This is a genomic window from Halorubrum sp., assembly GCF_046498025.1.
Lineage (GTDB): Archaea > Halobacteriota > Halobacteria > Halobacteriales > Haloferacaceae > Halorubrum.
On record NZ_JAWOBM010000036.1, the window covers coordinates 1 to 20,796 of the forward strand.

The following is a 20,796-nucleotide window of genomic DNA, read 5'->3' on the forward strand; positions in this document are numbered from 1 at the left end:
GATTGCATTGATGATCAGATTGTCGAAAATCTGGACGGGGCCGTCTCGCGGTACGTCTCGACGAGCTCGTCCGCGCGGGCCGCGACCTCGGCGGGCGTCGGGTCCATACCGGGCGAACGTCGGCCGCCGACAAAACGGTTCGGCGGGACGCGCGGCGGGCGGACAGGAGGAGCGGCGGGCGGAGCCGACGAGCCACGGCGAAACGGGCGAGCGGCGGGTGGAGCCGACGAGCGGCGCCGACCCCTCCGGAGACCGAAACGACCGATACACTCATGCGGAAGGCATGACAAACCGTGACGTATGAGCGCACGTCAGGGTGAGAGTCATGTCCACTGAGGGGGACGAGGCGACGAAGACCATCTGCCCGTACTGCGGCGTCGGCTGCGGGATCAAGGTCGAACAGGGCGACGACCCGGGCGACGTGAACTTCAGGCCGTGGGGCGAGGCGCCCGTCAACGAGGGCCGGGTCTGCATCAAGGGCGGCGCGGCGACGCAGGTCGTCGACCACGAGGACCGGCTCACGGAGCCGCTGATAAAGGGAGACGGCGAGTTCCGCGAGGCGACGTGGGAGGAGGCGTACGACCGGATCGTCTCGGAGATGGCGGGAATTCGCGACGAGTACGGCCCCGACGCGATGGGATTCTTCGGCTCCTCGAAGACGATGAACGAGGAGAACTACCTCCTCCAGAAGCTCGCGCGCCGGTACGGCACCAACAACGTCGACAACTGCACGCGGATGTGCCACGCCTCGACGGTGTGGGCGCTCCGGACCAGCCTCGGCGCGGGCGCGATGACGAACAGCATGGCGGACTTAGAGGAGGCGGCGGACGTGTTCTGGATCCAGGGCGCGAACCCCGGCGAGCAACACCCGATCGCCAACAGCCAGTACTTCCGGCAGGCCGTCCTTGAGGGCGCGACCGTCATCCAGGTCGACCCCCACGCCAACAAGACCACCCGGTCGTTCGACATCGAGGAGACCGACCGGCACATGCACCTCCAGTTGAACCCGGGAGCCGACATCCCGCTGCTCAACGTCGTCTTGAAGACGCTCCTCGAACGCCACGAGGAGGAGCCCGACGCCGGCTGGATCGACGAGGAGTTCATCGAGGAGCGGACCGAGGGGTTCGACCACCTCAAGGAGACCCTCGAGGACTTCGACGAGGAGGCGGCGGCCGAGGAGGCCGGCGTCCCCCTCGAGGACATCGAGCTCGCCGCCGAGAAGTACGCGATGGCGAACAACGCGGCCATCTTCACCGGGATGGGGATGAGCCAGCACACCTGCGGGGTCGACAACGTCCAGAACGAGATCAACCTCGCGCTGATCACCGGTAACCTCGGCAGGGCCGGCACCGGCGTCAACCCGCTTCGCGGCCAGAACAACGTCCAGGGAACGTGTGACGTCGGTGCGATGCCGAACGTCCTGCCGGGCTACCAGCTCGTCGACGACGACGAGGCCCGGAAGAGCGTCGAGGACGTGTGGGGATTCGAGGTGCCGGACGAGCCCGGGCTCACGAACGTCGAGATCTCCCACGAGGCGGGGTACTCGGTGAAAGGGCTGTACGTCATGGGCGAGAACCCCGTGATGAGCGAGCCCGACGGAAACGAGGTCGAAGAGCGGTTGAAGTCGCTGGATTTCATGGTCGCACAGGACATCTTCATGACGGAGACCGCGAAGTTCGCCGACGTCGTGCTCCCGGCGACGACGTGGGCGGAACGCGGCGGTACCGTCACCAACACCGACCGTCGCGTCCAGCGGATGCGCGGCGTCGAGAAGGTCCACGAGAACACGAAACACGACCTCGACATCCTGATGGAGGTCGGTAGTCGCCTGTTCGGCGAGGACGAGTTCCGCTTCGAGGACGCGGAGGCCGTCTTCGAGGAGCTCCGCGAGGTGTGCCCGATCTACCACGGGATGACCTACGACGGGCTCGGCGAGGAGGGGATCCAGTGGCCCTGCTACGAGGAGGGCGACGAGGGCGATCAGTTCCTCTACGAGGACTCCTTCGACACGGAGAGCGGCCTCGGCCAGATCGAGGGCGTCCGCCACCAGCCGCCGGCGGAGGTCCCCGACGAGGAGTACCCGCTGATCCTCACCACCGCGCGGCTCGAGGAGCACTACAACACGGGGACGATGAGCCGGCGCTCCCCGACGCTGATGCGACAGCACCCGGAGAACTTCGTCGACGTCCACCCGAACGACGCCGCGGACTACGGGATCGAAGACGGCGACACGGTCACCCTCCGCTCCCGACGCGGCGAGATCGAGGTGAAAGCGCAGGTGACGGAGGACATCAAGGAGGGGGTCGTCTGGACGACGCCGCACTTCGCGGCCGCCTCCGCGAACCGCCTCACGAACGACGTGTTGGACGACCGCGCGAAGATCCCCGAGTACAAGGCCGCGGCCGCGGACATCGCGGTCACGGTCTCCGACGGCGGCGAACCGGAGGACGACGCGGAGCCGGCCGACGACTGAGGCCGACGACCGGCGCGGCCGGTTTTTTAAAAGAGCGCGACCACGAGAGGTGCCACCACGTCACGAACAATCCTCATTGGCCACCCCTGAGAAGGGCCGGTATGGCGCACTCGAACCCGGCGGACGACGCGGTCGACGCACCGGAGTCCGATCTCGCGGTCGCGCGCGCCGTGGACCCGCGCCCGATCGAGGCGGTCGCGGCCGATCTGGGGCTTCGCCCCGCCGACGTCGAACCCCGCGGCGACGGGATCGCGAAGCTCACCCTCGACGCGGTGCGTTCGGTGACCGGGGACGCCGACGCGGTCGACGGGACGACGGTCCTCGTGACCGGGATGACCCCGACCCCGAGGGGCGAGGGGAAGACCGTGACGACCGTGGGGCTCGGACAGGCGCTCGCGGAACTGGGGGAGTCCGCGGCGGTCGCGGTCAGGGAGCCCTCGCTCGGACCCGTCTTCGGAGTGAAGGGCGGCGCCGCGGGCGGCGGGCGCTCGCAGGTCCTCCCGATGGAGGCGATCAACCTCCACTTCACCGGGGACATCCACGCGCTCACGGCCGCGCACAACCTGATCGCCGCGGCGCTGGACAACCACCTGCATCACGGGAACGACGCGGGCGTCGACGTGCGCCGGGTCGACTGGCCGCGCGCGCTCGACGTCAACGACCGCGCCCTCCGCGAGACCGTCGTGGGGCTCGGCGGCCCCGCCCGGGGCGTCCCGCGGGAGGACGAGTTCGTCATCACCGCCGCCTCGGAGCTGACGGCCGTCCTCGGGCTCGCGGAGGACGTCGCCGACCTGAAGGCGCGCATCGGGCGGATCGTCCTCGCCGAGGACGAGACCGGTGACCCGGTCACCCCCGCCGACCTCGGCGTCGCGGGCGCCGCCGCGGCGCTCTTACGCGACGCGTTCCGCCCGAACCTCGTGCAGACCGTCGAGGGCGTCCCCGCCCTGGTCCACGGCGGCCCCTTCGCCAACATCGCGCACGGGACCAACACGCTCGTGGCCGACCGGGTCGGCGCCTCGCTCGCCGACTACCTGGTCACCGAGGCCGGCTTCGGCGCGGACCTCGGCGCCGAGAAGTTCGCGCACATCGTCGCCCGCGAGGGCATCGTTCCGGACGTCGCTGTCGTCGTCGCGACCGTTCGAGGCGCCAAGCGACACGGACTGGAGATGTGGCCGACGGACTTCGACGCGCTGGACGCGACCGATCCCGACGCGGTCCGGGCGGGCGTCGACAACGTGCGGCGGCACGTCGAGGTCGTCGAGTCGTTCGGGATCCCCGCGGTCGTGGGGATCAACGTCTTCCCGGACGACGCGGAGTCGGAGCTCGCGGCCCTGGAGTCGACGCTGGCCGACGCGGGGGTGCCGGTCGCGCGCTCGACCGCCTACCGCGACGGCGGCGCGGGGGCGACCGGGCTCGCGGAGCTGGTCTGCGAGCGCGCCGGGACCGGAACGTTCGCCCCGCTGTACGACGTCGAGGCTCCGATTCGCGAGAAGGTCGAGACCGTCGCCCGCGAGGTGTACGGCGCCGACGGCGTGGAGTACGTCGACGGCGCCGCCGACGACGTCGAGCGCGTCGAGGCGTGGGGGTACGGCGACCTCCCGGTGTGCGTCTCGAAGACGCCGTACTCGTTCGCCGACGACCCCTCGCTGACGGGCGTGCCGGCGGGGTGGACCCTCACCGTCCGCGAGGTGTCGCCGTCGGCGGGCGCGGGCTTCGTCGTCGTCAAGACCGCCGACGTGATGACGATGCCGGGCCTCCCCGCCCAACCGGCCGCCGGGGATATCGACGTGGGCGCCGACGGCGACGTGACCGGGCTGTTCTGAGCGGGCCGCTCTGAGCACACGGGCGCCCTCCGCCCGCCCTTCCGGGGCCTCAGTCGCCGTCGGCGTCGATCGACCGCTTCTCCTTCTCCACGACCTCGACCCCGGTGATCCCGGTGTTCGGGTACCCCCCGTCGTCGTCCTTCTCGGCGGCCTTCACCATGTCCCAGACGACGTTGAGGCCGGTCGTGACGCCCTCTAACGCCTCCATCTCGCAGCCGGTCTTCCCGGTCGTCTCGACGGCGACGGTCAGCTCGATCCGGTCGTCGCCGACCGAGAAGTCCGTGTCGACGTTCGTGATCGGGATCTGGTGGCACATCGGGATCGTCTCCCACGTGTGTTTGACGGCCTGCACCGCGCCGATCCGCGCGGTCGCGAGCACGTCTCCCTTCCCGACCTCGTCCGCCCGAACCGCCGCGATCGTCGAGGGGGTCAGCCGGATCTCGCCGCGCGCGACCGCGCGCCGGCTCGTGTCCGGCTTCCCGCCGACGTCGACCATCCGGACCCCACCTGACTCGTCGGTGTGGGTCAGCTCGTCGGCGGCTCCGTCGGCGACCTCGCCCTCGTCACTCATCACGCATCGCCTCGGGAAGCCGGTCGGGTAAGTCCGTCGCCACGAGGCCGTTCCCGTGCGCGGCGGCCGCCGCGTCGCCGGCCAGTCCGTTGACGTACACCCCTATCGCGGCCGCCCGGAACGGGTCGAGGACGGCCGCCAGCGCGCCGACCGTCCCCGCGAGCACGTCGCCGGTCCCCCCGACGGTCATCCCCGGGTTCCCCGTGCGGTTGAGCCGGACCGCGTCGCCGTCGCTGACGACGTCCACCGCGCCCTTCACGAGGAGCGTGTGGCCGACCTCGTCCGCGAACGACCGAACGAGCGCCGCCCGCTCGTCCGGGTCGTCGGCCGTCTCGCCGCCCATCCCGACGAGCTCGCCCTGATGCGGCGTGCAGACCAGCGTCGCGTCGGTGTCGACGTCGGGGACGACGCGGAGCGCGTCGGCGTCCACCACCGCCCGCCCGTCGTACGCCGACAGGAACCGACGGACGAACGCCATCGTGGCGTCGTCGTCGCCGAGCCCCGGGCCGAGCACGACCACGTCGTTGTCGGCGGCGAGCTCCGCGACGCGGTCGACGTGGTCGGGCCCGAGCCGGTCGCCGGCGAGCCCGTCCACGATGAGGTTCGCGGAGTACCCCTGTACCTCCCGCGCGACGGTCTCGGGGCAGGCGACCCGGACGAGGTCGGCGCCGGCCCGGAACGCCGCCCGGGCGGACAGCGACGGGGCGCCGGTGTAGGGGCCGCCGCCCACGACGAGCACCTCGCCGTTCTCGCCCTTGTGCGAGTCCGGGTCGCGGCCGAGCGCGAGCAGGTCGCCGGGGCCGGTGTACCGCTCCGCGGCCGCCGGGATCCCGATGTCCGCGACCGTCAGCGCGGCGTTGAGCGCGTCGAGCCCCGCCTTCGCGTCGTGGAAGGTGACGATCCGGTCGGCCTCGACGTGCGGGGCCTCCGTGCGGTCGTCGGCATCGCCCTCGCTCCCTGTCGGCCCGCCCGTGTCGGCGTCGATCCCGGAGGGGACGTCGACGGCGACGACGACGGCGTCGCTCTCGTTCGCCAGCCGCGCGGCCGTCCGCTCGGGTTCTCGGAGCGCCCCCGTCGCGCCCGTGCCGAGCATCGCGTCGACGATCACGTCTGGCTCGCCGAGCGAGAGGTCGGCGGCGTCAGCGACGGTCTCGGTCGGGACCTCGGCCGCGCCGAGCGCCTCCCAGTTCTCCCGCGCGATGTCGGTGCGGATCGACTCCGGACGGCCGAGCAGGTGAGCCGTCGCGTCGTACTCCGAGAGGAACCGCGCGGCGACGAACGCGTCGCCCCCGTTGTTCCCGCGCCCGCACAGCAGCGCGACCTCGGCGCCCGGGTCGGCGACCGCTCGCACCTCGCGGGCGACCGCGTTGCCCGAGGACTCCATCAGCTGCTTGCGCGGGACGCCGAGGGCCGCGGCGTTGGCGTCGACCGCGGCCATGCGTTCGGACGAGATCATGCCTCCGGATCCGCGCCCCGCGGGATTAAGCGTGGGGGCGCCGTCGCTCCCCGCCGGCGGAACCGACTCGGCGCCCGACCGGCGCGGGCCGCGACGCCCGCGCTCGGAATGAAAATGTTGAAGCTTTTCGATGGGGAATCCGCCAGACAGAACTCGTGCGACCCGCTTCATATCCCGAGACGTCGGTGGGATGCGCCGGGCTCCCGTTCGGTGCTGACGCGGCGCCCAACGCCCCCACGCGTCGAGACACGGTGCGCGCGCCCCCTGAGAGCGGTCTCCGGCCGACGACACGCGGACGACGGACTCTCGTATGAATATCGGATTCTTTACAGACAGCTACTTCCCCGGTATCGACGGCGTCACGTATACGATCCGCGCGTGGCGCGACCGCCTGGAGGACCGGGGCCACGACGTGTACGTCGTCTACCCGGCGAGCAGCCACGAGCCGGACGATCGAGAGATCCCGGTGCGGTCGCTTCCGAACCCCTTCTATCGGCAGTACCGCTTTCCGCTCTACCGGCGGCTCTCCACGCTCCCCGACCTCGACATCGTCCACTGCCACGGCCCGGCGTCGACCGGGCTGATGGGGCGCCGGTACGCGAAGAAGCACGGCGTGAAGTCCGTGTACACCCACCACACGCCGGTCGAGGACTACTTCGTGCAGGGGCTCAAGCTGGAGTCGCTCTCCGACGTCGCCGGGCGCCTGTACGTCGCCTACGAGAACCGATTCCTCCGCTCGTTCGACTGCGTCACCGCGTCGACGTCGCGGATCCGCCGCGACGTGGCCCCGCACAAGCTCCCGGTCGGCATCGAGACGGACACGTTCCGCCCCGTCGAGGGCTCGCAGTTCGAGGGCGACGGGCCGACCGTCGGATACAGCGGGCGGATGACCCGCAACAAGAACGTCGACGAGACCCTCCGACTGGCCGAGCGGATGCCGGACGCGCGCTTCGAGTTCGTCGGAGAGGGACCGGTGCGGGACGCCCTCGAACGCGACGCGCCGGAGAACGTGCGGTTCCGAGACTTCCTCCCGCGCGGGGACCTGCCGGCCTTCTACTCGGCGCTCGACGTCTTCGTCACCGCCTCGACCTGCGACACCCTCGGGCTCTCGACGCTGGAGGCGAACGCCTGCGGGACGCCGGTGGCCGCGGCCGACGTCCCCCCGTTCGACGAGACCATCGGCGAGGCCAACGGCGCCCGGTTCGCCTACGGCGACCTCGACGACATGGAGCGCGCGGTCGAGGACTGTCTCGACGGCGACCGCCGGACGCGGGAGGCGGTCGAGGAGTTCTCCGTGAACCACACGATAGACGAGCTCGAGTGCATCTACGAGGTGTCGGCCTAGATGGGGGCGGACAACGTCGACGTCTTCCAGCGGCTGGTGTTCGGCGTCCCCCCGCTGAGGGTACAGATCCCGGCGCTGATCGGGCTCAGCGTCGTGTACAGCCTCGTCGCGTTCGTCGCCTTCTCGACGTTCACGCCGCTGTCCCCGGACCCGTCGAGCGTCCTGCCGGTCGCGGCCCTCCTCTTTCTCCTTCCCTTTCTGTTCGCCGGGGAGCTGTTCCACCGGGCGCTCCCCGACTACCCGCGGTCGTGGAGCTTCTTTCTCGCCGCGGTCAACCAGTTCGTCCTGTTCGTCTACGCGCTCGTGCTCTCCGGCGCGAACGACGTGGGGAACGCGTGGAGCATCGTCTGGCTCCTCTTCATCACGATCTACCTGATCAACATCCTCGTCCTGGTCGTGTCGACGGGGATCGACCGCTACAAGCGGATCCTCGTCGTCGCGCTCGCCCAGCCGGCGGCGCTGATCGCGGCGTTCTACGCGTACGCGGGCGGCGACCTGGGCTTCTCGACGTACCGGCACGTGTTCGCGTTCGCGTCGCTCCTGATCGCGGCCGCGTTCCTCGTGTTGGTCCTCGCCATCGTCGACTACCTCATCCGGACGAACACCGACGTCTCCGCGTTCGCGCTCACGTCCGGGATCCTCCGGAACGACCGGGAGTCGCTCGACCTCGGCGTCGAGGCGGAGCCCGCCGTCGAGACGCTCGCGATCGACAACGGAAAGCGGCTGACGCTCGCCGCCCCGTGGGTCCACCCGGGACCGCTGGGCGGGTTCGGCGGCGGCCAGCTCAGCGGGAACGTCATCGACGCCCTGAACGACGGGCGCGACGAGCACGGCTTCTTCCTCCACGTCCCCTGCACGCACAAGGAGGACCTCTCGAACCCGAGCGACGCCGAGAAGGTCCTCGACGCGGTCGCCGACCCAGACGGCGTCGCTCGCGCCTCGCGGCTCGTCCACGGGGACTACGGCGAGATCGAGTTCTACGGTCGCCGGTTCGGCGACAAACGGGTCGTCTTCCTCCACAGCGAGGGGATAGACGACTACGACACCGGCGTGTTCGTGCGCGACGTCGACGCGTCCGACCTGCTCGTAGTCGACCTCCACAAGCACGACATCCAGGACGGTCCGACGAAGGAGGTGCAGTACGGATCCAGCGAGGCCGACCGCCTGAAACGCCACTTCGACGACTTCCGCGATCGACTCGCCGAGGCGCCGCTTCACGAGTACGCGGCCGGCTTCGCCGTCGAGCGCACCGATCAAGACATGATCGCCATCGTCGAGTCCGTCGACGGACAGGACGTGCTCACGGTCGGGATCGACACCAACGGCGTCACGGCGGACATCCGGGAGCTGGCGGCGAGTCACCGCGGCGAGTACGACGAAGTGCTCGTGTTCTCGACGGACACCCACGCCTCCGTCCACGAGCTGGCGAACATGAAACGGTCGAACGTCGAGGCCCTCGAAGCGGCCATCGAGCGCGCCGTCGACGACGTCTCGCCCGCGACGATCGGGCTCGAAAGCCGACGCGCGGCCCCGCTCAAGCTGCTGAAGAACGACTACAACGGGCTCGTGTTCAGCGTCAACATCCTCATCCGGCTGACGGTGATCGCGCTGGCGGTGCTGTACGCGCTGCTCGTGCTGTGGCTGTTCTTCTGACCGTCAGTCCTCTTGGGGGGGTTTCGGGCTGTTGTAGGTGCCCGGGTCGGGCGTCGGGATGCTGATCGTCTGGCCGTCGAGTTCGATCTGGTTGATGAATGAGAACTCGCCTTTGCCGTCGGGCGCCTCGCCGCCGGTCCACGCCTCGCCGGGGTCGCTTTCGGCCTCCCGGTTCGTCGACATGAAGTCGTAGTTGAACTCCTGATTCTCGGCCTCGTTCGGGAAGCTGTCGGGGACGGGATGCACGTCGAACGGCTCCTCGGAGTCGCCGAGGTCTTTGAGAATGGCGATCCACTGGTTCTGGTGCATCGTGTCGCGGGCGATGAGGTACGCGAGCATGTCCTCCATGCCGGGGTCGTCGGTCATCTCGTAGAGGCGCGTCGCCAGGAGCCGCCCGCCCGACTCGGCCGTGATGTTGGCGTACATGTCGGAGGCCAGGTTGCCGGTGGCGACGACGTAGGCCCCGTTGAACGGCACGCCGGCCGAATCCGTGGGCATCGCGTTCAGGCCGGACGAGAGGAACTGCCGGGGGTGGAGACCGGCGAGGGCGGCGAAGTCCCGCCCGTCCTCGGCGTCCGCGAACGACGTCGGCGCGCCCCGCAGGTTCTTCCTGACCGCCGTGGCGAGCATCTCGATGTGCCCGAGCTCTTCGGCGGCCGTGTCGCGGAGGGCCTCGCGGTACTGCGCGTGCTCGTCCGGAACGGCCGCCGCCTGGAAGAAGTACTGCATGGCGACGCGCATTTCGCCTTCGAGACCGCCGATCGCCTGCTGGAGCATCTTCGCGAACAGGGGGTTCGGGTCCTCGACTTCGACGGGATACTGCAGTTCGCTGTCTTGGTAAAACATGTCAGTTCGACGAACGGGCGCGACCCCCGATACTCTTCGCCCTTCTATCGCAAGTCCATGAGGGAGCCCGCGATCGGTCCCGCTCAGCGACGCTCTCGCGAATGCGGCGCCGCCGAGGCGCCGCCCGGAGAGAGGCAGAAACGGCTCGCGAGTCGCCTCGCTCACCGCACCGCGTCGACCCCGAGCATCGAGACGGAGAGCCCGCCGAGCAGTATCGGCAGCCAGTAGACGGCGCCGCGGAAGACGAGCACGGCGGCGGTGACGGTGGACGCGGCGACGCCCGTGGTCGGCACGAGCAGCGCGACGAACGCCGCCTCGATCCCGCCGAGCCCGCCGGGCAGCGGCGTGGCGCCGGCGACGTACGCGAGCGGGACCGCGAACAGCGCGATCTCCGGGGCGATGGGGGCGCCCACGGCCGCGAACGCGACGGTCAGCGCCGCCGCCTGTAGCGTCCAGCCCGCCAGCGAGAGCCCGACCGCGGCCGCGAGCCGCCGCGGGCTCGCGCCGACGCGCTCGATGTCCTCGAAGAAGTTCCGTAACCGCTCGGCGAGTCCGGCCTCGACGGCGGCGGCGTTGAACCGCCGCAGTCGCCCGAGGAGCCCCCCGACGATGGCCGGGAGCCGGTCGACGAGGAGCCGCCGGTACCGCCAGCCGAGCGCGATCGCGGTCGCGATCGACGCGATCAGGGCGACGGCGACGGTGACGGCGACTTCCACCCGCTCGCCGACGGCCGCGGTCGCGGCGTAGGCGCCGACGCCGAGGAAGACCAGCGAGATCGAGGGGACGACGTTGAGCACGTCGACGCTGGCGATCCCGACCAGTCCCGTCTCGTAGCGCGACCCGGACACCTTCGCGATGAGCGCCGCGGCGACCGGCTCGCCGCCGGCCTGTCCGAAGGGGGTGACGTTGTTCGCGAAGACGGCGCCGGCGTACACGAGGAACGACGTCGTGACCGTGAGGTGGACGTCGAGCGAGCCGAGGACCGTCCTGAGCATGAGGCTCCACGCGATCAGCCAGCAGAGCGCGAGCCCGAACGTCGCCGCGACCAGCCCCGAGTCGGCCGCGAGCACCGTGTCGACGACCTGGTTCGCGCCCACGATCACGAACAGCACCGCGAGGATCCCGACGGCCGCGGCGCCGCCGACCACCAGCCCGCGCCGACGGTTCCCGTCCATACGGCCCCTGCGTCGGTGCCGGACTTGAAACGTCTGATCGCCGCGGCCGGAGCCGAGTCCACGCCGTCGAGCCCGAGCGCCCGCGGCCGGAACCGACGGAAGGCGACCGAACACCAACAAGAATACAACCGTCGGTGGAATACCGTCGCGCACCCTATGGATGACCAGCGGTTCCTCGAGTCGGAGTGGGACTACTGTCTGGTCCTCGACGCGTGTCGCTACGACGTGTTCGAGGACGTGTACGACGAGTACCTCGACGGCGACCTCGAGAAGCGCTGGAGCGTCGGCTCGTCGACGCCGGAGTGGGCCTCCCGGACGTTCACCGGCGACCACGACATCGCCTACTTCTCCGGGAACCCCTTCATCAACGACCTCGGCGTGCCGCTGAACGAGCTGAAGTGGGGCGCGAGCTGCGACTACGAGTGGACCGCCTCCGACCACATCAGCGACATCCACGACGTCTGGAAGACCGGTTGGGACGACGACCTCGGGACGGTTCCGCCGGGGGGGATCGCGGAGGCGTTCCGGGAGAATCGCGAGGCGGTCGAACGCGCCGACCGCACGGTGCTCCACTACATGCAGCCGCACGCCCCCTACCTCTCTCGGGGCAAGGGCCAGAAGCTCAAGCAGATCCGGAAGGGGATCAAACGACAGGAGGAGGAATCGGGAGACAGCGACGACGACGGCGGCCTCCTCTCGTCGCTCAGCGACACGGTCCGGCCGAAGATCGAGAGCCGGCTGGACGACAGCGAGTTCGCGCAGAAGGCGGGGTTGTGGCTGGAGCTCGACCCGACCGACCTCGTGACGGACGGCACGCGCGTCACGGCGCTTCGCCTCTACGAGGAGAACCTGCGGATCGCCCTCGAGTCCGTCGCGGAGCTCGTCGCGGAGCTCGACGGCACCGTCGTCGTCACCGCCGACCACGGCGAGGCGTTCGGCGAGGAGGGCGTCTGGGAACACCACATCGAGACCCACATCCCGCCGCTGATGGAGGTCCCGTGGCTGGAAGTCGAGTGAGCGTCGACGCGACCCCGCGATGAAGGTCAGCCACTACTTCGAGTTCGCGGACCACGTCACCGGCGGCATCAAGGAATCGGTCGACCACCAGCGGAAGATGCTCGACCGGGAGGGGATCGCGTACACCGCCGAGCCGACGCTCGACGCCGACGTGCTCCACTGCAACCTGATGGGCCCCCGCTCGGTGTGGTACGCGAAGCGAGCGCGCGCCCGCGGCGTGCCGGTGGTCGCACACACCCACGTCACCGCCGAGGACTTCGGCGACAGCTTCCGGTTCACCAACGCGCTCGCGAAGCCGCTCAGGCCCTATCTCGGCCGCGCGTACGGGCTCGCCGACGCGCTCGTCTGCCCCTCCGAGTACAACCGCGGCGTGATCGAGGGGTACACCGACCGGCCGACGACCGTGATCTCGAACGGCGTCGACCGCGAGAAGCTGGCGGGCTTCGAGTCGCTGGAGGCGGAGTACCGCGAGCGGTACGACCTGGAGCCGCCGACCGTCTTCCTCGTCGGCCACGTGATCAAGCGGAAGGGGTTAGCGACGTTCGTCGAGGTGGCCCGCGCGCTCCCAGACGTCGACTTCGCGTGGTTCGGCCCGCTCGACCTCTCGTTAAAAGGCCGCGAGACGACCCGGCTCATCGAGGAGTCGCCGGACAACTGCACGTTCACCGGCTTCGTCGACGACGTCCGCGGGGCGTTCGCCGCGGGCGACGTGTTCCTGTTCCCGACCCACGAGGAGAACGAGGGGATCGCGCTGCTGGAGGCGATGACCGCCGGCAAGGCCGTCGTCGTCCGCGACATCGAGACGTTCTCGTGGCTCGTCGACGGCGAGGACTGCCTCAAGATCGACCCCGACGACGACGACGAGACCGAGGCGTTCGCGGACGCGATACGGCGACTGACCGACCCCGCGCTCCGCGAGCGGCTCGGGGCGAACGCGGCCGACCGGAGCGCGGCGTTCGCGCTCGACGCCGTCGCGGATCGGTATCGCTCGCTGTACGAACGGGTGGTTTAAGCCGTTCTCGTCAGCTCTGAGGCCCTCTCGGCGCGTCTGGTGGCAATCTTGTCCAAACCGCAGTTGGTATGTCCCTGAGTCGTCTCCGTGCAGGTAACATGACACGCGTGAGCATAATCGGCTGCGGGAACATGGGCGGTGCCCTGTTGCGCGGCCTCGCGAGGACCGACTCGTATCACCTGACGGCGATCGACATCGACCCGGACGTGCTGGCCGCCGTCGAGGACGCCGCCGACGAGACGACCGACGACGTCGCCGCGGCGAGGGACGCCGAAATCGTCGTCCTCGCCGTCAAGCCGGACGTGGCAGAACACGTGCTCGCGGACCTCGACCTGCGGGCCGACCAGCAGCTGGTGACGCTGGCCGCGGGGCTCCCCCGCGAGTTCGTCGCCGAACGGACCCCGGCGACGGTCGTCCGGATCATGCCCAACCTCGCGGCCGAGACGGGCGACATGGCCGCGGCGGCGACGAACGACGGGCTCACCGACGAGGTCCGCGCCATGCTCGACGACGCCGGCGAGTTCGTCGAGGTCGACGAGTCGCTGATGGACATCTCGACCGCCGTCAACGGCAGCGGGCCCGCATTCGCCTTCTACCTCATCGACGCGGTGAAACGGGCCGGGATCGACGGCGGGCTCGACCCCGAGCAGGCCGAGACGCTCGCCGCGCAGACGTTCAAGGGCGCGGCGGAGACCGTGCTCCGCGACGACCGGAGCGTGGACGAGCTCATCGACGCGGTCTGCTCGCCGAACGGGACGACGATAGAGGGCATGGAGGTCCTCTGGGACAGCGACGCCGACCAGGCGGTGATCGACGCCGTCGCGGCGGCCGAGGAGCGCTCGCGGGAGCTGGCCGAGGCGTTCGATGACGAGTGACGGCGTCGCGGTCGGGGCCGTCGATCCCGAAACCGTCGACCGCGCGCGCACCGCGGCCGCCGAGGCCGACCGCGTGGTGGTGAAGGCGGGGACGAACTCCCTGACCGACGACGACTCGCGGCTCGACCGGGTGAAGCTCGACAAGCTCGTCGCCGACGTGATGGACCTCCGCCGGCGCGGCAAGGAGGTCGTCGTCGTCTCGTCGGGCGCCGTCGGCGCCGGCATCGGGCGGCTGGGCAACGGCGGCGGCACCGACGCTGTCGACGTCGACGCCGAGACGGACGTCATCGAGGAGAGTCAGGCGCTCTCGACGGTCGGCCAGAGCCTCCTGATGCGCCACTACACGCAGAGCTTCGACCGCTACGACCAGCCGGTCGCGCAGATCCTCGTGACCGGCGCCGACCTCGACGCGCCCGAGCGGTTCGACAACTTCACCAACACCGTCGAGACCCTGCTGGACTGGGACGTCGTCCCCGTCATCAACGAGAACGACGCGGTGGCGACCGACGAGCTGCGGATCGGCGACAACGACATGCTGTCGGCGTCGGCCGCGATCGCGCTCGACGTCGACCTCCTCGTCACGCTCACCGACGTCGACGGGGTGTACACCGGGAACCCGAAGCGCGACCCGGACGCCGCCGTCATCGAGGCGGTCGGGGCGAACTACGACGCCGTCCGGGACATCATCGGGGACAGCACCACCTCCGACTTCGGCGGGATCCAGACGAAGGTCGAGGGCGCCCGCGACGTGGCCGAGAGCGGTACCCCCGCCGTGATCGCCGGCTCCGCCACCCGAGACGTGTTAGAGCGGATCGCAGCCGGTAAACCGACGGGCACGCTATTCGTGCCGACATCGGGTGAGACGAATGAGTGAGACCACCGAGATCGACCGCGACACGGACGAACTGGTCGAGCGATCACAGCGGGCCGCCCTGCGGCTCGCCAACGCCGACGAGGCGACCCGGAACGAGGCGCTCCGATCGGTCGCCGACGCGCTCCGCGCGAACGAGTCGGCGATCCTCGAGGCGAACGCGCGGGACGTCGAGGCGGCCGAGGAGATGTTGGAGCGCGGCGAGTACACGCAGGCGCTCGTCGACCGGCTGAAGCTCGACGCCGCGAAGATCGACGACATCGCCGCGATGGTCGAGTCGGTCGCCGAGCAGGACGACCCACTCGGCCGGACGCTCGCCGCCCGCGAACTGGACGAGGGGCTGGAGCTGTACCGCGTGTCGGTCCCCATCGGCGTGGTCGCGACCGTCTTCGAGTCGCGGCCGGACGCGCTCGTCCAGATCGCGGCGCTCGCGCTGAAGTCCGGCAACGCCGTCATCCTCAAGGGGGGCAGCGAGGCGAGCGAGTCGAACCGCGTCCTCCACCGGGTGATCCGCGAGGCGACCGCCGACCTCCCCGAGGGCTGGGCCGGGCTCGTCGAGGCGCACGAGGAGGTCGACCGGCTCCTCGAACTCGACGACAAGGTCGACCTGGTGATGCCGCGGGGCTCCTCCGAGTTCGTCTCGTACATCCAGGACAACACCCAGATCCCCGTCCTCGGCCACACGGAGGGGATCTGTCACGTCTACGTCGACGACGACGCCGACCTGGAGATGGCCGCCGCCGTCGCGTTCGACGCGAAGGTACAGTACCCGGCGGTGTGTAACGCGGTCGAGACGCTGCTCGTGAACGAGTCCGTCGCGCCCGAGTTCCTCCCGGGCCTCGTCGAGCGCTACGAGGCGGCGGGCGTCGAGCTCCGCGGGGACGACGCGACCCGCGAGGTCGTCGACGTCGGCGCGGCGACCGACGACGACTGGGACGCGGAGTACGGCGACCTCGAACTGTCGATCAAGCTCGTCGACGACGTGTACGAGGCGGTCGAACACGTCAACGCGCACGGCTCGAAACACACCGAGTCCATCGTCACCGAGGACCGCTCTGCGGCCGACGCGTTCATGACCGGCATCGACGCCGCGAGCGTCTTCCACAACGCCTCGACGCGCTTCGCCGACGGTTACCGCTACGGGCTCGGCGCGGAGGTCGGCATCTCGACCGGCAAGGTCCACGCGCGCGGCCCGGTCGGCCTCGAGGGGCTCACCACCTACAAGTACTACCTCGAGGGGGACGGCCACCTCGTCGCGAGCTACTCCGGCGAGGACGCGCTCCCGTTCACGCACCGCGAGCTCGACGCCGAGTGGGCGGTCGGCGGCGAGTAGCCCGCTCCGCCCGGGTCTCTCGATTCGGCGGTCGCTCCCCGGGGTAACTGGCACGCGGGACCGCGACCCCGACGATACACTCAACACTCTCGATGTGGTACTACCCTCATTGAAATGAGTCCACACTCCGCGTCGCCAGACGACAGGGCCGACGCGTTCCTCGCGCGGCTGGCGATCAAGGCGCCCACCCCAATTCTCGTCGCGGAGGCCGAAACCGGGACCGTCGTCGCGGTGAACCAAGCGGCGACGGAGCTGTTCGGTCGTGAACGCTCCTCGCTCATCGGAATGCACCAGACCGAACTCCACCCCCCGGAGCCGGAGGAACGTTATCGTGCCGGGTTTCAAGCCGCTCGAGAGGGACGGCGGGAACCCGTGTTTGCCGAGGCGGACGAATCGCTCCGGATCCTGCGTGCCGACGGGTCGACGGCGCCCGTCGACGTGACGTCGACGACGCTCACACACGACGGCACCGAGTACGTGCTCGGCGTGTTTCAAGACGCCAGCGAACGCATGGCGTCCCTCGATCGGCTCGAACGACAGGCGACGGCGATGGAACTCACGACGTCCGGCATCGCGCTACTGAACGAAGACGGGGAGTACACGTATCTCAACGACGCGCACGTCTCGATGTTCGGGTACGACGACCCCGACGAGCTGCTCGGCGGGACGTGGCGACAGATATACGCGGACGACGCCATCGAGCGGATCGAGACCGAGGTTCTCCCGATCGTGGCCGACGCGGGGTCGTGGGACGGAGAGCTGGTCGGGGTCAAACGCGACGGCTCTCCAATCACACAGCGCGTGTCGCTTGCCCGGCTTCCCGACGGCGGGATTGCCTGCGTGAACCTCGACCTCTCGGACCGTGAACGACGGCTCCGTCGCTTCGAGGCGACGCGGTCGCTCGCCGAGGAACTGATGACGGCGAACGGGTACGAGGCCGTGATCGATACCGCGATCGAGGGGATCACGGAAATCATCGATCGACCGTTCTCCGGGTATTGGGCACACGAGGCCGCGGACGCGGCGGACGGAGACGAGTCCACGGCCGACGTGCTCGCTCCGGTGTCCGTCTCCAGCGCGGGGGAATCGCTCGTCGCGGACGTGCCGCGGTTCCGCCCGGACGAATCGCTCGCGTGGAAGGCGTTCACCGCCGGCACGCCCGCGTACTACCCGGACGTAGCCGCCGAGCGGGACGTCCACAATCGGGGGACGCCGATCGGCACCGAACTCATCGTCCCCGTCGGCGACGACGGCGTGTTTATTGTCGGGACGCCGGCTCCGGACGATCTCGACGAGAGTGAGCGCGAACTCGTCCTGATCATCACGCAGTACCTCCGGACGGCGATACGGCTCGTTGCGCAGCGACGCCAACTTCGCGAGGCCCGCGACCGCATCGAGGCCGAACGCGACCAACTCGAACGGGTGATCAACGCGGTGCCGCAGCTCGTCTTCGCGAAAAACACCGACGGCGAGTTTCTGCTCGCGAACGAGGCCCTCGCCGAGGCGTACGGCACCACCGTCGCCGACCTGATCGGGTCGACCGACGCGGACTACACGGCTCACCCTGACGAGGTGGACGCGTTCACCGACGACGACCGACGGGTGATCGAGACCGGTGAACCGCTCTATCGAACCGAAGAGACGCTCACCGACACCGCGGGCACGGAACGCGTCTTAGAGACGTGGAAGATCCCGTTTTCGCCGACCGGGAGCGACGAAGACGCCGTGCTCGGGGTCGCCAACGACATCACCGAGCTCACCGATACGCGCGACGAACTCGACCGACAGCGCCGGTTGACGAGCCTCTACGCCGTGAGCGGCCGGGTGTTTCAGGCCGCGGACCCGCAAGACGCGTTCGACGCCTGCGTCGAGGCGGTCGCCGACGCGGTGGCGGCCGACGAGATCGCCATCTACGACCGCGATACCGCGGACGGGGCGCTCGTCAAACGCGCGACTGCCGGAGACGACTCCGAGTCGCACGGTCGGCGACGCCTCCGCCCCGGCGAAACGGATCTCTGGCAGGCGTTCGGCGCGTCGGGCACGTCTTGGTTCGCCGTCGACGCCGTGGCCGACGCCGACGGTTCGGCCGAGAAACAGACGCTCGTCACGCAACTGAGTGAGACGAGCCTGCTGATCGTGGTCGTCGACGACCGCGACGAAACGGTCGAGTCGTTCGTCCGGGCGGTGAGCCAGCAGGTCTCGGCGGGACTGACACGGATCCAGCAGCGGACATCGATAGAGGGACTCTCGAGTGATATCGAAACCGTTCAGCAGCGAGCGGACCGCTATCAGGGCCTGTGGGAGGCGGTCGTCGACGCCGTCGACGCCATCGCGGCGGCAGAGACGCAGACGGCGGTGCGCGAGGCGGTGGTCGGCTTCGGCGACCGCGTGGCGGAGTACGCGTTCGTCGGCACGTACGATCCGGTCGGCGAGCGGATCGATCCGGTCGCGGTGTCCGAGCCGGGCGGTCCGGCGAAGCTGTACGAGAACGACGAGGGTGCGCTTCCCGCGGTCGTCGCCGCCTCGCGAAACGAGCGTCGGCACGTCTCCGACGGGCGGGAGACCACGGGCGGCCACGGCGAGTGGCTCAACCGACTGCTTCACTTCGGCTACCGGGAATCGCTCGCGGTCCCGATGAGCCATCGCGGGACCGTCCACGCCGTCGCCGAGTTCGCCAGCACGGGTGTGGATCGGTTCACCGAACCGGAGCGGCGGGCGGTCGAGGCGGTAACGGACGCCGCCGGAACGCGGTTATCGACGTTGGACTCCGCGAGCGGGTCGGAGGCACCGGTCGTCTTCGACATCGAGTGTCGGCGTCCGTCACCGCTGTTTCCTGGGCTCCCGAACGGCGGCACTATCGTGGTCGAACACGTCGCGCTGACCGGCACGGAGAGCTTCTACCTGACCGGTCGTGCGGTCGACTACACTACCGCGGCGCTTCGCGACTACGTCGCGGCGACGCCGGGCGTCGAACTCGACGCGATCGGCTCGGCCGACGGCGATGCTCGCGAGTTCGCTCTGCGGATGACGGACACGCCGGGTCGTTCGCTCGCCCCCGTTCGTCACGTGCTCGTGCGGACGGACACGCGACTGACCGGCGTTCGCGCCCGTGCAGGCGCCGACGTCTTGGAGTTCCGGACGACGGACCCGTCGGTGATCGGGCCGGTCAGTGAGGAGCTGTCTGCCGTCTCCGACTCGTGTACGCTCACCTCGAAGCGTCACCTCTCCGAGGCGACCGGCAGACGTCACGGGCCGACCGGGGGCCGGGACCTGACCAACCGACAGCGGGAGATCGCTGAAACGGCCCTGCGAGAGGGGTACTACGACGACCCGCGTGGTATCAGCGGGGCCGACCTCGCCGACAGGTTCGACGTCTCTTCGTCGACGCTCCACCAGCATCTGCGTGCCGCGGAGTCGAAGATCATCCGCGGATTTTTCCGGTGACGACGACTCGGCGACCGCCGACCGGACCCGGAGATATACGGTCTCACGGTCGCTTGCCTCATCTGTTCGGGCGCGGAGATACGCCTGCTGTCGGCAGTTAACGGATACGTGTTCAGACGGGGGTGGCGCACCCGAGATGCCGACGCGACTCGGTCCGCGCCCGGCGTTGGAACGGGCGGGTGAAGGGGTATGAGTGTTCACGCACCCGAGTTGATCGCGGTGGCGTGCGAGTATCTGCATCGCCCCACCGACCCTACCGCGGAGGCGACGGGCGGCGATCGTCGACCTCGGGTCGATCCGTCCGTCTACGTCGACGGACGCGGGAACGAACTGGTGGATCGGCTTCTCGCGGCGGAGCGATATCCCGGCGATCTCACTTCGCTCGGCGTCGCAGTCGAACGCACGACGACGGAGGTCGTGACGAGCGAGCGGACGGGGACGTTCGCGATCGCGACGATGACGCAGCTGTTAGCGCATCACGACTCGTCCGCGCTCGACCGGTTCCTTCACGAACTCGTCGGCCGGTGGCGAAACCGGGGCGTCGGCGGGCTCGTTCACGTGTCGCCGGCGAGCGATATCGACGGCTCAGGCTGCGTCGGCTCGGCGCACTTCGATTACGTCGTTCAGGTACGAGCCGGGCGGGACGGGATCGAGGCGCGAACCGTTGGCAAGCGGGACGTCCCCCCCACGTGGCGGAAGCTCGGATCGGCGCCGCGTTCGGAGAGCGCGCAGTCGAGACGAGCGTCGGACCGACGGCCGCCGGAGACGGTCGAAAAAGAGGGCGACGGGTCCGTCTCGGATCGGGCGTCGTGACGCTATCAGGCGACTCCGGACCGCGGCCAGGGCTCGTGTTGCCGGGGGACGCGCTGCTGATGCTCGCCGTTTGACTGCTTTTCGTTCCG

General features: G+C 69.8%; 15 protein-coding genes. 11 read left to right on the forward strand and 4 right to left on the reverse strand.

The genetic code is table 11. The features are described from left to right. Positions 1–325 precede the first annotated feature (325 nt). Together fdhF and R6U01_RS07565 are read left to right on the forward strand one after the other, a co-directional pair. Positions 326–2,473 (forward strand): formate dehydrogenase subunit alpha, encoded by a 2,148-nt coding sequence (fdhF, locus tag R6U01_RS07560; protein ID WP_410285853.1) that lies wholly within the window; start codon positions 326–328, stop codon positions 2,471–2,473. A gap of 101 nt (positions 2,474–2,574) precedes the next feature. After that, entirely contained in the window at positions 2,575–4,296 is a 1,722-nt protein-coding gene (locus tag R6U01_RS07565; RefSeq protein ID WP_410285854.1) for a formate--tetrahydrofolate ligase, read from the forward strand. Between the two features lie 49 nt (positions 4,297–4,345). Here the strand turns inward: R6U01_RS07565 and moaC are convergent, their stop codons facing one another. Together moaC and R6U01_RS07575 are read right to left on the reverse strand one after the other, a co-directional pair. Further along, positions 4,346–4,867, reverse strand: a complete 522-nt coding sequence (gene moaC / locus R6U01_RS07570; protein ID WP_410285855.1) for a cyclic pyranopterin monophosphate synthase MoaC — start codon at positions 4,865–4,867, stop codon at positions 4,346–4,348. Further along, positions 4,860–6,323, reverse strand: a complete 1,464-nt coding sequence (locus tag R6U01_RS07575; protein WP_410285856.1) for an NAD(P)H-hydrate dehydratase — start codon at positions 6,321–6,323, stop codon at positions 4,860–4,862. The genes moaC and R6U01_RS07575 overlap by 8 nt, the downstream gene beginning before the upstream one ends. Positions 6,324–6,633: 310 nt before the next feature. Between R6U01_RS07575 and R6U01_RS07580 the strand changes: the two genes are divergently transcribed. Beyond that, positions 6,634–7,668: a glycosyltransferase gene (locus tag R6U01_RS07580; RefSeq protein ID WP_410285857.1), complete on the forward strand. Its 1,035-nt coding sequence runs from the start codon at positions 6,634–6,636 to the stop codon at positions 7,666–7,668. Further along, on the forward strand, positions 7,669–9,321 hold the full coding sequence (locus R6U01_RS07585; RefSeq protein WP_410285858.1) for a DUF2070 family protein: 1,653 nt from the start codon (positions 7,669–7,671) through the stop codon (positions 9,319–9,321). It abuts the gene before it with no gap. Positions 9,322–9,324: 3 nt separating this feature from the next. Here R6U01_RS07585 and R6U01_RS07590 read toward each other — a convergent pair whose 3' ends face one another. Continuing rightward, entirely contained in the window at positions 9,325–10,167 is an 843-nt protein-coding gene (locus R6U01_RS07590) for a manganese catalase family protein (protein ID WP_410285859.1), read from the reverse strand. Between the two features lie 161 nt (positions 10,168–10,328). Beyond that, positions 10,329–11,342 carry a YbhN family protein gene (locus R6U01_RS07595; protein WP_410285860.1) on the reverse strand — a complete coding sequence of 338 codons (1,014 nt, stop codon included), beginning with the start codon at positions 11,340–11,342 and terminating at the stop codon, positions 10,329–10,331. Positions 11,343–11,498: 156 nt separating this feature from the next. Between R6U01_RS07595 and R6U01_RS07600 the strand changes: the two genes are divergently transcribed. The 7 genes from R6U01_RS07600 to R6U01_RS07630 all read left to right on the forward strand — a co-directional run bounded on the left by R6U01_RS07600 (position 11,499) and on the right by R6U01_RS07630 (position 20,707). Next, positions 11,499–12,359 carry a hypothetical protein gene (locus tag R6U01_RS07600; protein WP_410285861.1) on the forward strand — a complete coding sequence of 287 codons (861 nt, stop codon included), beginning with the start codon at positions 11,499–11,501 and terminating at the stop codon, positions 12,357–12,359. A gap of 19 nt (positions 12,360–12,378) precedes the next feature. Next, complete coding sequence (locus tag R6U01_RS07605; RefSeq protein WP_410285862.1) at positions 12,379–13,371, forward strand: glycosyltransferase family 4 protein; 993 nt, start codon at positions 12,379–12,381, stop codon at positions 13,369–13,371. Between the two features lie 98 nt (positions 13,372–13,469). Continuing rightward, positions 13,470–14,246, forward strand: a complete 777-nt coding sequence (gene proC, locus R6U01_RS07610) for a pyrroline-5-carboxylate reductase (RefSeq protein WP_410285863.1) — start codon at positions 13,470–13,472, stop codon at positions 14,244–14,246. Further along, complete coding sequence (proB, locus tag R6U01_RS07615; protein ID WP_410285864.1) at positions 14,236–15,120, forward strand: glutamate 5-kinase; 885 nt, start codon at positions 14,236–14,238, stop codon at positions 15,118–15,120. Before proC ends, proB begins: the two co-directional genes overlap by 11 nt. After that, positions 15,113–16,450: a glutamate-5-semialdehyde dehydrogenase gene (locus tag R6U01_RS07620; protein WP_410285865.1), complete on the forward strand. Its 1,338-nt coding sequence runs from the start codon at positions 15,113–15,115 to the stop codon at positions 16,448–16,450. The genes proB and R6U01_RS07620 overlap by 8 nt, the downstream gene beginning before the upstream one ends. A 114-nt stretch (positions 16,451–16,564) precedes the next feature. Beyond that, on the forward strand, positions 16,565–19,894 hold the full coding sequence (locus tag R6U01_RS07625) for a PAS domain S-box protein (protein WP_410285866.1): 3,330 nt from the start codon (positions 16,565–16,567) through the stop codon (positions 19,892–19,894). Positions 19,895–20,083: 189 nt separating this feature from the next. Then, the gene (locus R6U01_RS07630; protein WP_410285867.1) at positions 20,084–20,707 is read left to right on the forward strand and encodes a hypothetical protein; all 624 of its coding nucleotides are present in this window, start codon (positions 20,084–20,086) and stop codon (positions 20,705–20,707) included. Positions 20,708–20,796 lie beyond the last annotated feature (89 nt).